Consider the following 13,462-nt stretch of genomic DNA (forward strand, 5'->3'; position numbering starts at 1 on the left):
CACCCGAGAATCACACTACTCAGTGACACTCTGCTGTTACTCGGCGATCAGTGTAGGGGTCATTGCGGCGACCGTTTGAATACTTTGCTGATCTTAGGCAACCCTGAGCGCATGTCGTGACCTTGACGTCGCAGGCAGGCTGCACCACCCTTTCGCTGAGTGATCGAACGATCACCGGTACTCCGAGCGAAACATGTGACATGTCGCCTGTTCAGCACTCCCCCGGCAGCGCCGCGGACCCGTCCGCACGACCGGTGCTCGCCGTCGACCAGGGCACCTCGTCCACCAAGGCCCTGGTGATCTGCCCGGAGCGCGGGGTGATCGGCAGCGGCTCCGCCCCGGCGCCTCCCCGCTACGGCTCCGGAGGGCTGGTCGAGGCCGATCCCGCCCTGCTGCTCTCGTCGGTCGTCGACGCGGGGCGCCGGGCGCTCGCCCAGGCGGGTGAACCCGTCGCGGCGGTCGGGCTGGCGAACCAGGGCGAGACCGTCCTCGCCTGGGACCCGGACACCGGCGCACCGCTCACCGACGCGATCGTGTGGCAGGACCGGCGCGCCGCGTCCGTCTGCGCCGAACTCGCCCCGCACGCACCGATGCTGCGGGAGCTGACGGGGCTGCCGCTGGAGCCGTACTTCGCCGCGCCGAAGATGGCGTGGATCCGCCGGAACCTGACCCGTGAGGGCGTCGTCACCACGTCGGACACCTGGCTCGTCCACCGGCTGACCGGCGAGTTCGTCACCGACGCGGCGACGGCCGGGCGCACCCAGCTGCTCGACCTCGACACCGCCGAATGGTCCCCCGCCGCGCTCGACGTCTTCGGGATGGGCGACGAACGGCTGCCCGATGTGGTGGACGCGGCCGGGCAGTTCGGTGTCACGACCGCCTTCGGCGATCCGATTCCGCTGACGGGCCTGCTCGTCGACCAGCAGGCCGCGCTGCTCGCCCAGAGCGTGACCGAGCCGGGGACGGCCAAGTGCACCTACGGCACAGGGGCGTTCCTCCTCGCGCAGACGGGGACGCGCCCGCTGCGCAGCGGGACCGGCCTGGTCGGCTGTGTGGCGTGGCGGCTCGGCGGCCGTACCAGCTACTGCCTCGACGGACAGGTCTACACGGCGGCATCGGCCGTGCGGTGGCTGACCGATCTCGGTGTGATCTCCGGCGCCGACGATCTCGACCGGGTGGGCATGTCCGTCCCCGACAGCGGGGGCGTCACCTTCGTACCGTCGCTCGCCGGACTCGCCGCGCCGTGGTGGCGCGGCGACGCGAAGGGGTCGATGAGCGGGCTCGGTCTGGAGACCGGCCCCGGGCATCTGGTGCGGGCGCTGTGCGAGGGCATCGCGGCGCAGGTCGTCGGGCTGGCGGACGCGGTGGCCGAGGACACCGGCACGCCCCTGGAGTCCCTGCGGGTCGACGGTGGGCTGACCCGGTCGGCCCTGCTGATGCAGACGCAGGCGGATCTGCTCCAACTCCCGGTGGAGATCTCCCCGTTGCCCGACGCCACCGCGCTGGGGGTGGGCGCCGTCGCGCGGCTCGGGCTGGATCCCGGGATGACGGTGGAGGGGGCCGCGCCCAAGTGGCGGCCCAAGGAGGTCTTCGAGCCGAGGATCGGCGCGGCCGAGGCCGCCGAGCGGCTGGACGTCTTCCGTACGGAGGTGGCGGCGCTCGTCGCCCGCACCCCGGCCGGTACGGGCTCCGGCGCGGGCGCGGCATGACGGTCACCGTGTCCGGGCCGCCGTCGGACGAGGTGTACGACGTGGTGGTCGTCGGCGCCGGAGTCGTCGGTGCGGCGATCGCCCGCGAGCTGGCCCGGTACCCGCTGCGTACCGCCCTGGTCGAGGCGTCCGGCGATGTCGGCGACGGTACGTCGAAGGCCAACACGGCCATCCTGCACACCGGTTTCGACGCGGTGCCGGGATCGCTCGAAGCCCGACTCGTACGCGAGGGCCAGGGCCTACTGGCCATGTACGCCGAGGAGTGCGGGATCCCGGTCGAGCCGATCGGCGCCCTGCTCGTCGCCTGGGACGACGAACAGCTCGCCGCGCTCCCGGCGCTCGCCCGGAAGGCCGCGCACAACGGATACCGGCGTACCCGGACGGTCTCGGCCGACGAACTGCGCCGGAGCGAGCCGCATCTGGGGCCGGGAGCGCTGGGCGCGCTCGAAGTCCCCGACGAGAGCATCATCTGCCCATGGACGACGACGCTGGCGTACGCGACCCAGGCGGTACGCGGCGGGGTCGACCTGCTCCTCAACTGCCGGGTGACCGCGGTGACCGAGGGGTCCCCGTCGCGGGACACGCCGCATCTGCTCACGACCGGCCGAGGGCCGCTGCGCGCCCGCCGGCTGGTCAACGCGGCGGGACTGTACGCCGACGCGTTCGACCGGCTGCTCGGCCACAGCGACTTCTCGGTGACGCCCCGGCGCGGTCAGCTCATGGTCTTCGACAAGCTCGCACGCGCGTTGGTCGGTCATATCCTGCTGCCGGTGCCCACGGCGCTCGGCAAGGGAGTCCTGGTGTCGCCGACCGTCTACGGCAATGTGATGCTCGGCCCGACCGCCGAGGACCTGGACGACAAGCGGGCGACCGGCTCGACGGCCGAAGGGCTGGCGTTCCTCGTAAAGAAGGGCCGCCGGATCATGCCGGATCTCCTCGACGAGGAGGTGACCGCCGTGTACGCGGGGCTGCGCGCGGCGACCGAGCACGACGACTACGCGATCCGCTCGCACCCCGGGCAGGGTTACGTCACGGTGGGCGGGATCCGGTCCACCGGGCTGACCGCGTCGATGGCGATCGCCGCCCATGTGGTGGAGCTGCTGGGGGAGGACGGATTCAAGCCGGGTACGGCGCGAGAACTCCCGGCGCCGACGATGCCGAATCTCGGCGAGGCCCGCCCCCGCCCGTACCGGCGCGCCGAGATGATCGCGGCCGATCCCGAGTACGGTGCGCTGGTGTGCCACTGCGAGCGGGTCTCGCGGGGCGAGATCCGGGACGCGCTCGCCTCCGACATCCCGCCCTCCTCGCCCGAGGGGCTGCGCCGGCGCACCCGGGCCCTGGGCGGCCGGTGCCAGGGGTTCTACTGCGGGGCCGAGCTGCGCGCCCTGTTCGACACGCCCGGCACGGAGGTCGCACGGTGAGCCGCGAACCGTCCGCGTCCCCCCTGGGCCGGCGGGAGCGTGCCGTCGATGTCCTCGTGGTGGGCGCGGGCCCGGCCGGTCTGGCGCTGGCGTCCCGGCTCGCCGCCACCGGTGGCGTCGGTGTGGAGGTCGTCGACCGTGAGACCGAGCCGGGCGGTGTCCCCCGGCACTGCCCGCACTCCGGCTTCGGGCCGCGCGATCCGCTCCGGTCGATGACGGGCCCGGCGTACGCGCTGCGCTGGGCGGACGCGGCGGTCCACGCGGGGGCGACCCTGCGTACGGGGGTGACGGTCACCGGATGGAGCGACGGCCCGCCGTCGGGCCCGCTCGCCGTCGACGTCACGAGCCCGGCCGGTCTGGAGCGGATCACGGCGCGCGCCGTCGTCCTGGCCACCGGTGCGCGGGAGCGCCCCCGCAGCGCGCGGCTGGTACCGGGCACCCGGCCGGCCGGGGTGTTCACCACGGGCGAGCTTCAGCGGACGGTGTCCCTCGGCCGCCGGCCTGTCGGGCGGCGCGCGCTCGTCGTGGGCGCCGAGTCCGTCAGCTACTCCGCCGTACGGACCTTGCGGGAGTCCGGAGTGGAGGTGGTGGCCATGGTCACGGAGCTGCCCCGGCACCAGGGCTCGCCCCCCACGGCGCTCGACACCCGGCTCCGGCACGGCGTCCCGCTGCTCGTCGGCGCGCGCGTGGCCGAACTCCTCGGCCGGGGGCGGCTGTCGGGGGTGGTGCTGCGGCGGGCGGACGGCCGGAGCGCGACCGTCGGCTGCGACACGGTGGTGTTCACCGGCGACTGGATCCCCGATCACGAGCTGGCCCGCCTGGGCGGTGTCACGCTCGACCGCGCCACCCTCGGCCCGGCCGTCGACGGGTCGTTCCGCACGGACCGGGCGGGGGTCTTCGCCGTCGGCAATCTGCTGCGCGGGATCGAGCCCGCGGGCACGGCCGCGCGGGAGGGGCTGCTGGCCGCCGGGCCCGTACTGCGTCAGCTGACGGACGGCGCCCGCCCGGCCGCGCGGGTGCCGGTGCGGGTCGAGGCGCCCCTGCTGTGGATCGCGCCCAGCCGGCTCGATCCGGCGGACCCGCGGGTCGCGACGGGCGGCTTCACCCTCCGTACGGAGAGCACGCTCGCCCCCTGGTCGTCGCTGGTCGTCAGCCGGGGCGGGAAGGAGCTGCACCGGCAGCGGCTGGCATGGGGCGCGGTGCCCAACCGGACGCTGCGGCTGTCCGCCGACTGGACGGCGCGGGTAGGGGCCGATGACGGGGACGCCGGGCCGGTACGGATCTCCGTGGCCCGCTGAGCGAAATCCGGGATCGGCATCGGCATCGGCATCGGGAGATGAGGCGGCCCCACCGGCAGGGGGTGGACCGGTGGGGCCGATGGAACTCTGCGGCCGGGAAGCCGCAGGCTCGGGTCGAAGAGGCATGTGCCCCTTGGTCCGCGAATTACTCCCTACGATGCCTACGACATCGTTTCATCACTTCTTTTCCCTACTTCTTCCCCTTGGGGACGAACATCTTGATGTCGGTCAGGCTCGCGCTGCCCTCGTACACGTTCGTGTACAGGTCTCCGATGACGAAGGAGTCCGGGTAGGCGGATCCGGCGGGCCACTGGTCGGGCCAGCTGGCGCTGCCGTTGTTGTCGTTCTGCACGAGGGTGTTGTTGTAGCGCCCGTCGTACTCGCCCGGCTTGACGTTGTAGTGCCAGATCGGCTTGTCGTCGACGATGAACGGCCGGTGGAAGCGCAGCGTCTGCTGTCCGGCGCGCGCGAAGTTGCCGCTGGCCTCCAGCGTGTAGCCGGTGGCGTCACGCTCGATGGCGAACGTGTAGTCCTGGTTGGGCATCAGCTCCGGCTGGAGCTCGGCCGCCGACGACAGCTGCTGTTCGGCGACACCGTCCGAGCAACTGGTCATGAACCACTGCGAGTTGCCCGCGAGACCGCCCTTGCCGGGGGTCCAGTTCGGCAGTCCGCTGATCCACATGTTGACCGTGTTGAAGCTGCTGTCCTTGTAGTCGTAATACGTGTCGTTCGCCGAGTTGCAGACCCGGCCGCCGGTGCCCGTGCCGACCCGGTCGGGGTGCTGCGAGAACGAGTCCATCAGGACCTTGCGGCGGTAGTGCCAGAAGTGGTTGTTACGGGGCGCGGGGTCGGCGAAGTCCACGATCGACAGGAAGTGGAAGCCGTTGTACCCGTACTTGCCCTCGCGTACGTCCTGCCACTCGCAGTACGGCGCCGACGCGTCGCCCTCCCAGCCGGGGCTGTTCGAGCCCTCGCCCCAGGGGTGCTGGGTCTTGCAGCCGTCCTTGCTGTAGCCGTTGGTGCGGTTGTCGTAGTCGATGGTGCCGTTGCGCTTGCCGCCGAAGTCGAGTGTCTTGAGCTTGTACTCGATGCGGTACTGGTCCGGCAGGGACTCCGTGGGACGGAAGATGGCGCCGCCGGTGTGGTCGGGCACCTTGAGTTCGGCGACGGTCTGGCCGCCCGCCGTCGCGTTGGTGATCGACGGCTCCTTCTCTATCTGTCCGTCCTTGTTCCAGTCGCGTGCGGAGAGCGAGGCGGTGAGCCAGCCGCCGTCACCGACCTTGAACTCCTTGCGGTAGGTGTCGAAGGAGTTGAACGCGGTGTTCCACGCGGGCCCGTAGTCGTTGGCGTACCACTTGCCGTTGTCCTCCATGATGGTGTCGAACGGCTCGCTGTACGTCTCGCGGGTCCAGTCCGCCCGCTTGGGGTCGAGCTTCTTCTTGAAACTCTCCTGGTGGAGCAGCTTCCAGGCGGGTGCCTTGGGCGGCTTCGGCGGCTTGGTGGGCTTGCCCGCGGCCGTGGCCGCGCCCGTCCCGTCGTCCGGGGCCGCGTTCGCGGACCCGAGGGAGAGCGGGACGACCAGGGCGCCGCAGAGCAGTGCCGTCAGGGCGTACGCGCGCTTCTTCCGTGGCAGGGACCGGGCGCGGCCGGCCGGGCCGTGGGGTGGTGGGGTCGGGGGGATGCGGCTCATCAGAAGTTGCCCTTCGGGTCGTAGTACTTCTCCGCGTTCTCCTTGGTGACGCGCGGCGAGGGCACGACCGTGTCCTTCTCGGGCTTCTCGCCGTCGAGGATCTCCACGGTCCTGTCCAGGCCGAGACTGCCGATCACATCGGCGTCGTTGAGGCCGGTGACCAGGTAGTTGGTCCCGTCGCCGATGGCCTTCAGCGCCTCCGCCTGGCCGTCGACGCCCGCCAGCACGATCTTGTCGGTGCGGTTGGCGTCCTTGACGGCGCGCTGGGCGCCCAGACACATGGCGTCGTTCTCGCAGAAGACGGCGTCGATGTCGTCGTGGGCGGCGAGCAGGCTCTCCATGACGGTCAGTCCGCCGTCGGAGCTCCAGTTGCCGTAGTCGGGGGCCTCGACGAGTTCGATCCCGGACGCGCTCTCCAGGGCGCCCTTCACCCCGTCCGTACGGGCCTTGCCGATGCTGTTGTCGGCGGGGCCGCCCTTGATCAGTGCGACCTTTCCGCCGTCCGGCAACTGCTCGACCAGGAATTCGCCGTTCTGCTTGCCGATCGCCTCGTTGTCGGGGCCGACCCAGCTGGCGTACTCACCGGTCTGGAACTTCCGGTCGACCAGGACGGCCGGTTTGCCCGCCGCCTTCAGGGAGTTGAGGACGGCCGGCGCCGACTCCAGCGGCCCGCCGGAGATGATGACGGCGTCGACGTCCTTGCTGAGCAGGTCCTCGACGTTGGAGGCGAGCTTGGCGGCGTCGCCGCCCGCGTCCGTGCTGAGGATCTCGACGTCCTTCTTCTTGGCCTGGGCCTTGATGGCCTTGTCCATGCCGTTGAAGTAGGGGCCGCCGAGGGTGAAGTTGGCGACGCCGACGGTGTAGGAGCCGTCGCCCTTCTCACCGGTGCTCCCGGAGTCGGAGGAGCAGCCGGCGAGAGCCGCGGTGAGAACTCCGGCCACCAGCACACCGGTTGCTCGTTTCGTGATCATGATGGACTTGCCTTTCCGGGATTCGGATCGTTCACGGCGGCGTTGCGGAAGCGGCCGGTGCGCTGGACGAGGATGACGGCGACGATGATCAGGCCCTTGAGCACCTGCTGCCAGAAGCTCTGCACGTCGTAGAGGTTGAGCAGGTTGTTGATCAGTGCCAGTACGAGGACTCCGGCGAAGGTGGCGCGCACCGAGCCCTTGCCGCCGGCCAGGCTGGCGCCGCCGATGACGCAGGCGGCGATGGCGTCGAGTTCGAACGCGGTGCCGACGCTGGGCTGGGCGATGCCGACCCGGCTGGCGAGGATGACACCCGCGAGTCCGGCGCAGGCGCCGGAGATCGTGTAGGCGAGGACGATATGGCGCCGTACCCCGATGCCCGCGAGCCGTACGGTCTCCGCGCTGCCGCCGATCGCGACGAGGGAGCGGCCGGCCGGGGTACGGCTGAGGAAGAGGCCGCCGACGAGGAAGACGCCCAGCATGATGAGGGTGGAGACGGGCAGCGGTCCGATCACGGCGGAGCCGAGTTCGAAGAAGCCGGGCTTCTCCGGTGCGACGGGTGTCTCGGAGTAGACGAAGGCGAGCCCTCTGATGGTGGTGAGGGCCGCCAACGTCACGACGAAGGGCGCCAGTTGGAAGCGCGCGACCAGCGCGCCGTTGACGAGTCCGAAGCCGATGCCGGACGCGACGCCGACCGCCATGGCGACGGGCACGGGCAGTCCGGAGGAGAGTCCGGCGGCGACGATGCCGGAGAAGGCGACGACCGAGCCGACGGAGAGGTCGATGCCGCCGGTGAGGATCACGGCGAGCATCCCGTAGGCGAGCAGGCCGGTGGTGACCATCTGCTTGAGCAGGTTGGTGATGTTGCCCTCGGTGAGGAAGGCCTCGGTGGTGGAGCCCGCCACCACCACGAAGACCACGAGGAGCGCGACGATGCCCGTCTCGACGGTGATGTCGTGGCCGGCGACGGTGAGCCGGGGCAGCCGGATTCCCCGTGGCGGCGGCGGCGCGCCGTCGCCGGGCCCGGTGGTCTTGGTGAGCTGTTCGGTCATGCTGCGTGTCCGATCGCGTGGGCGAGGACCGTGTCCTCGGTCGTACCTTCCGACGGGAGTTCCGCGGCGATCCGCCCCTCGTGCATCACCAGCACCCGGTCGGTGGCGCCGAGCACCTCGGTGAGGTCGGAGGAGATCAGCAGGATGGCCATGCCGTCCCGGGCGAGTTCGTCGAGCATCCGGTAGATCTCGGCGCGGGTGGCCATGTCGACACCGCGCGTGGGTTCGTCGAGCAGCAGCACCCGCGGCCCGGTGAGAAGCCACTTGGCGAGGACGGCCTTCTGCTGGTTGCCGCCGCTGAGGGTGCGTACGGGCAGCTTCGCCGAGTGCGCGGGCCTGATGTCGAGCCGGTCGACCATCGAGACGACGTCGCGCCGGCGTCGCGCGGTGTCGAGCAGGGGGCCGCGCGTGGTGGTGCGCAGGGTGGTGAGTCCGATGTTCTCGGCGGTGCTGAGGCCGAGGACCAGTCCGGTGCGCTTGCGGTCCTCGGTGACGAGGGCGAGGCCGGCGGCGATGGCCTCGCGGGGGCTGCGGAACCGTACGGTCTCCCTGCCCGGCGCGCAGACGATGCCGGCCTTGGCGGGCTCGGCGCCGAAGACACAGCGGGCGAGTTCGCTGCGGCCGGAGCCGACGAGCCCGAACAGGCCGGTGATCTCGCCGGCACGCAGGGCGAAGGAGACGTCGCTGAACTCCCCGGTGCGGCTGAGCCCGTGGACCTCCAGCAGGGTTTCGCCCTCGGGAGGGCGGCGTGCCGGGTAGAGCTGTCCGGCGGGCCGGCCCGCCATGAGACGGATGAGTTCGTTCTCGTCGGTGCGGTCGGGGGTGGTCTCGGCGACGACCCGGCCGTCCTTGATGACCACGATGGAGGTGGCCAGTTCGGTGACCTCGGCGAGCCGGTGGGAGACATAGATGATCAGGACGCCGCGTTCCTGGAGCCGGCGGATCAGCGCGAACAGCGCTTCGAGGTCGCTGCCGGCGAGCACGGCCGACGGCTCGTCGAGGACCAGGACCTTGGGCTCGCCGCCCTCGCTGACGAGGGCCTTGGCTATCTCGACCATCTGCTGCCGGGCGACGGTGAGCCGGCCCGCCTTGATCCGGGGGTCGATGGCGCCGTATCCGATGCCCTCCAGCAGGGCGCGGGCCCGCCGGTGCGCGGCCTTCCAGTCGATGAGGCCGCCGAGGCGACGTGGGAAGTGGCCCATGAGGAGGTTCTCGGTGACGGACAGCTCGGGCACCAGGGTCAGTTCCTGGTGGACGGTGCGGATGCCATGCGTGTGGGCGTCGTGCGGTGAACGCAACTCGACCGTCTCGCCGTCGAGTTGAAGCTCCCCGGCGGTCATCCGCTCGGCGCCGGCGAGGATCTTGATGAGCGTGGACTTGCCCGCACCGTTGGCGCCGACGACGGCGAGCACCTCACCGGCCCGGCCGGTGAGGTCCACCCCGTGCAGCACCTGGGTGGGGCCGTACGACTTGTGCACCCCGCGGATGCGCAGGACGGGGCGGGCCGGCGTGGGCCGGGTGGGCGTGGCCCGGGTCGGCGTACTCACCCGAAGGCCTCCATCACGATGATCGTCTTCTGCCGGGTGAACTCCAGGGCCGTGTCGTGCAGGCCCTCGGCCGAGCCGCCGGTGTCCTTGGGACCGCCGAAGGGCAGATTCTCCGCGCGCAGGGCGGTCGAGCCGTTGATGACGACGCCGCCGACCTCCAGGCGTCCGGCGAGCGTGAAGGCGCGCTGGATGTCCCGGGTGAAGACGGCCGCCTGGAGGCCGTACGGGGAGGAGTTGGCCATCCGTACGGCGTCGAGCGGGTCGGTGAAGCGGGCGACGGGGGCGACGGGGCCGAAGATCTCGTCGGCGAACGCCGGGCTGTCCTCGGGGACGCCGACGAGGACGGCGGGGTCGTAGAAGGCGCCCCGGCGTGCGCCGCCGGCCGCCTTGCGCGCGCCGTCGGCGACGAGCGCGGCGACCGCCGACTCGACGCGCTCGGCGGCCTCCTCACTGATCAGTGGTCCGACATCGTTGCCATCGACCAATTGATCCCCGACGCTGAGCTTGGCCGCGCCCGCCAGCAGCGCGTCGACGAAGGTGTCGTGCACACCGTCCTGGACGTAGACGCGCTTGACGGCGCAGCAGATCTGCCCGTTGCCGCGCGCGAGCCGGCCGAGGACCACGGCGTTCGCCGCCGCCTCGATGTCGGCGTCGTCGCAGACGATCAGGGCGTCGTTGCCGCCGAGTTCGAGATGGACCTTCTTCAGGGTGTCGGCGGCGCGGCGGGCGATCTCGCGGCCCGCGGTGGTGCTGCCGGTGAGGCTGACGGCCGCGACGCCGGGGCACGAGGCGAGTTCCTGCGAGATGTGGACGCCGCCGGTCAGCATCTGGTGGGCGCCTTCGGGCGCGCCCGCGCGCTCGACGAGTTCGCCGATCCGCAGCACGGCGAGCGGGCAGCGCGCGGGCGGGTGGACGAGGACGGCGTTGCCCGCGGCGAGGGCCGCCGCCGCCTTGTGGGCGTACAGCTCGACGGGGTAGTTGAAGGGCACCAGGGCGGCGACCGGGCCGATGGGCTCGCGGACGGTGACGGCGAGGTGCTTCTCCAGGCCGGGCACGGCGTCGAGCGGAATCTGCCGTCCGAAGAGGCGGGTCGCCTCGCCGGCGAAGCCGCGGAAGATCCGTACGGCGGCGCGTACTTCCTCCACCGTCTGGAAGAAAGGCTTGCCGTTTTCGGCGGCGAGCAGCCGCGCCAGGTCGTCGGTCTCGGCCTCGATCAGGTCGGCGATGGTCAGCAGCAGCCGGGCCCGCGCGTGGGCGGGCAGCGCGGCCATCGCCCGTTGTCCGTCCACGGCGGCGGCGAGGGCGGCGGTGACGCGCTCCGGGCCGAAGTCCTCGATCTCACCCAGCAGTTCGCCGGTTCCTGGGTTGTGTACGGGCAGCGGTGCGGTTCGGGTCGACATGCGGCGCTTACTCCCGGGTGCAGGGCTCGACAGAAGTCCGTTCGGCACTTCGAACATGTGGTGGGGCGATGCTGACGCACACCCATTAATTCGTCAACACGTCTTACAAAATCGGAAAGCGCTTTCCCGGTGCCCCTCCGGAAGGCCGGGCCAACCGCGCTCCCCGCACCCGGCCGACCGTGCGGAGCGCGTCACTTCCCCGTCCGGTGAACGGGGGATGAGCGGATTCCGCATGCCGCGAGAGAGCCCGGAGAACGTTTGCGGTTGCGAGTGATCCCTGTGCGGTGTTCGGCGTCGCGCGTTGCGGCCGTGTTCATACGCGGGCCACGCCGGGTGCCCAGCATCAGAAGCAGGCCGGGGCCCCTGACCGGTGTCCTTGCTGTCGCGACGTACGCACTCGGGGAGAGCGCACCATGTCACGCATCCGCTCAGCCGTCACCGCTGTCGACCGCCGTTCCTTCCTCGCCGCCGCCGGAGCCGTTGGCCTGTCCGCCGGTATCGGCGTGGCGGTCGGTACGGGGGGTGGTCCGGGCAGCGCATCGGCCGCCCCCGCGCCGACGGCGCCCACCACCGCACCCACCCCCACCGCCACCCCGACCCCCACTCCCACCGGCCCGTCGGCCGGTCTCACCACGCTCCACTCGCTCGCCACGCCGCGCGGGGGGAGCTCCACCTTCCGGCGGCTCGGGGACGGACCCGGCTGGCGCAGGGTCGTACGGGAACAGTTCGCTTCCGCCAAGTCCGGCCGCGAGGACCGCCGTACGGTACTCAGCTCCTTCGTCCAGCTCACCGACCTCCATGTGACGGACGTCCAGCACCCGGTGCGCACCGAGTACGTACGCAGCGAGTCGTCGGGCGCCTGGCGCCCCCACGAGGCGCTGTCGGTGGCCGGCGGCGTCTCGCTCATCGAGCGGATCAACGCGCTGAGGACCGGACCGGCCACCGGCGCGCCGCTGGCCTTCGCCATGACGACCGGTGACAACACGGACAACAACTCGCTCTGCGAACTCGACTGGTATCTCACCCTGATGAGCGGCGGGCTCATCACCCCCAACAGCGGGGACCCGCAGGCGTACGAGGGCGTGCAGAATTCCGGGTTGCGGATGTACTGGCACCCGGAGGACGGCGCGCCCGACGCGGACAAGCGCCTGGGCTATCCGCGTATCGAGGGATTCCTCGAAGCGGCGCTGCGCCCGGTGCGAAGTCCGGGCCTCGCCCTCCCCTGGTACTCGACCGTCGGCAACCACGACGGTCTCGCCAGCGGCGCCTACGCCGACCGGACCGGCTTCCTCGCCGAATTCGCCGTCGGCAGCCGTAAGTTGTACGACATCCCGGACCCGGACGCGGTGGCGCTGCTGGCCCGGATCTCCGGCGGCGAGACCGCCGACGGCGGCGCCCTGATCTCGCTGCTGCGCCGCGAGAAGCGGCGCATGCGGACCGTCACCGCCGACCCGCGCCGCGCCCCGTTCACCCCGTTGCAGTACCTGACGGCGCATCTGGACTCCGCGCACACCGGAGCGGGGCCGGTCGGGCACGGCTACACGAAGGACAACCTCGCCGAGGCGACGCTCGACTACACCTTCCCCATGGGGGAGAACGTGACCGGGGTCAGCCTCGACACCACGGACCACGGCGGGCACTTCACCGGTTCGGTCGGCACCGGGCAGCTCAGGTGGCTGGAGCGGATCCTGAAGGAACACCGCGACGGCCATGTGGTGCTGTTCACGCACCACAACAGCTGGACGATGGGCAACAAGCGGCCCGACCCCGCGCGGCCCGGCGAGGCGCGGCACGACGGGAACGAGGTGGTGGCGCTGCTGCGCAAGCACCGTTCGGCCGTGGCCTGGATCAACGGGCACAGCCACCGCAACGTGGTGCTGCCGCACGGTTCGTTCTGGGAGATCTCGACCGCGTCGCACATCGACTTCCCGCAGCTCGCGCGGGTCGTCGAGATCACGGACAACAAGGACGGCACGCTCTCGCTGTTCACCACGCTGATCGAGTCCGCTGCGCCGCGCGAGACGGACTTCACGGATCTCTCGCAGTCGGGGCTGGCCTCGCTCTACCGGGAGCTGGCGCTCAACGCGCCGGGGAGCCGGCAGGATCTGGCGGGCCTCAAGGACGCGCGCAACACGGAGCTTCTTCTGCGTCGCCGATAATCATATATTCAAAGGTTCATGGGTTTCCTCGCCTTACAATCAAATCGTCAACCAACGACACAGGCTCCGAATCAATCACTTTCGGCCCAACTCGCCACCGGACCCGCACCGGCCCGGACCTGGCCGTTGTGGACACACACCGCGATCACGGCGACACGCGGAGCGACGGAAATCGGTCACAGAGCGGGCGGAGCACCCCCGACGTGAGCAAGACTCAC

Annotated in this window: 9 protein-coding genes; 4 read left to right on the forward strand and 5 right to left on the reverse strand. The window is 71.2% G+C overall.

Annotation, left to right across the window (positions count from 1 at the left end; genetic code table 11):
* The first annotated feature begins 200 nt into the window (after positions 1 to 200).
* The 3 genes from ACFYNU_RS07720 to ACFYNU_RS07730 are packed head-to-tail and all read left to right on the forward strand — an operon-like array spanning position 201 to position 4,428.
* Positions 201 to 1,709 (forward strand): FGGY family carbohydrate kinase, encoded by a 1,509-nt coding sequence (locus ACFYNU_RS07720; RefSeq protein ID WP_356585078.1) that lies wholly within the window; start codon positions 201 to 203, stop codon positions 1,707 to 1,709.
* Complete coding sequence (locus ACFYNU_RS07725; protein ID WP_356585079.1) at positions 1,706 to 3,130, forward strand: NAD(P)/FAD-dependent oxidoreductase; 1,425 nt, start codon at positions 1,706 to 1,708, stop codon at positions 3,128 to 3,130. Before ACFYNU_RS07720 ends, ACFYNU_RS07725 begins: the two co-directional genes overlap by 4 nt.
* A complete protein-coding gene (locus ACFYNU_RS07730) occupies positions 3,127 to 4,428 on the forward strand; it encodes an FAD-dependent oxidoreductase (RefSeq protein ID WP_356585080.1) in 1,302 nt (433 codons plus the stop codon). The genes ACFYNU_RS07725 and ACFYNU_RS07730 overlap by 4 nt, the downstream gene beginning before the upstream one ends.
* A gap of 190 nt (positions 4,429 to 4,618) precedes the next feature.
* On the opposite strand, the gene ACFYNU_RS07735 is transcribed toward ACFYNU_RS07730, so the two are convergent.
* Genes ACFYNU_RS07735 through ACFYNU_RS07755 form a run of 5 tightly spaced genes read right to left on the reverse strand, consistent with a single transcriptional unit; the run spans position 4,619 to position 11,085 of the window.
* A complete protein-coding gene (locus tag ACFYNU_RS07735) occupies positions 4,619 to 6,118 on the reverse strand; it encodes a mucin-5B (RefSeq protein WP_356585081.1) in 1,500 nt (499 codons plus the stop codon).
* Entirely contained in the window at positions 6,118 to 7,089 is a 972-nt protein-coding gene (locus ACFYNU_RS07740; protein WP_356585082.1) for a substrate-binding domain-containing protein, read from the reverse strand. Before ACFYNU_RS07740 ends, ACFYNU_RS07735 begins: the two co-directional genes overlap by 1 nt.
* The gene (locus ACFYNU_RS07745) at positions 7,086 to 8,138 is read right to left on the reverse strand and encodes an ABC transporter permease (protein ID WP_356585083.1); all 1,053 of its coding nucleotides are present in this window, start codon (positions 8,136 to 8,138) and stop codon (positions 7,086 to 7,088) included. Before ACFYNU_RS07745 ends, ACFYNU_RS07740 begins: the two co-directional genes overlap by 4 nt.
* On the reverse strand, positions 8,135 to 9,685 hold the full coding sequence (locus ACFYNU_RS07750; protein WP_356585084.1) for a sugar ABC transporter ATP-binding protein: 1,551 nt from the start codon (positions 9,683 to 9,685) through the stop codon (positions 8,135 to 8,137). Before ACFYNU_RS07750 ends, ACFYNU_RS07745 begins: the two co-directional genes overlap by 4 nt.
* A complete protein-coding gene (locus tag ACFYNU_RS07755) occupies positions 9,682 to 11,085 on the reverse strand; it encodes an aldehyde dehydrogenase family protein (RefSeq protein WP_356585085.1) in 1,404 nt (467 codons plus the stop codon). The genes ACFYNU_RS07750 and ACFYNU_RS07755 overlap by 4 nt, the downstream gene beginning before the upstream one ends.
* A 413-nt stretch (positions 11,086 to 11,498) precedes the next feature.
* Between ACFYNU_RS07755 and ACFYNU_RS07760 the strand changes: the two genes are divergently transcribed.
* On the forward strand, positions 11,499 to 13,244 hold the full coding sequence (locus ACFYNU_RS07760) for a TIGR03767 family metallophosphoesterase (protein ID WP_356585086.1): 1,746 nt from the start codon (positions 11,499 to 11,501) through the stop codon (positions 13,242 to 13,244).
* Positions 13,245 to 13,462: the final 218 nt, after the last annotated feature.

The sequence above is a fragment of the Streptomyces sp. NPDC006643 genome, from assembly GCF_042870175.1.
Classification (GTDB): Bacteria; Actinomycetota; Actinomycetes; order Streptomycetales; family Streptomycetaceae; genus Streptomyces.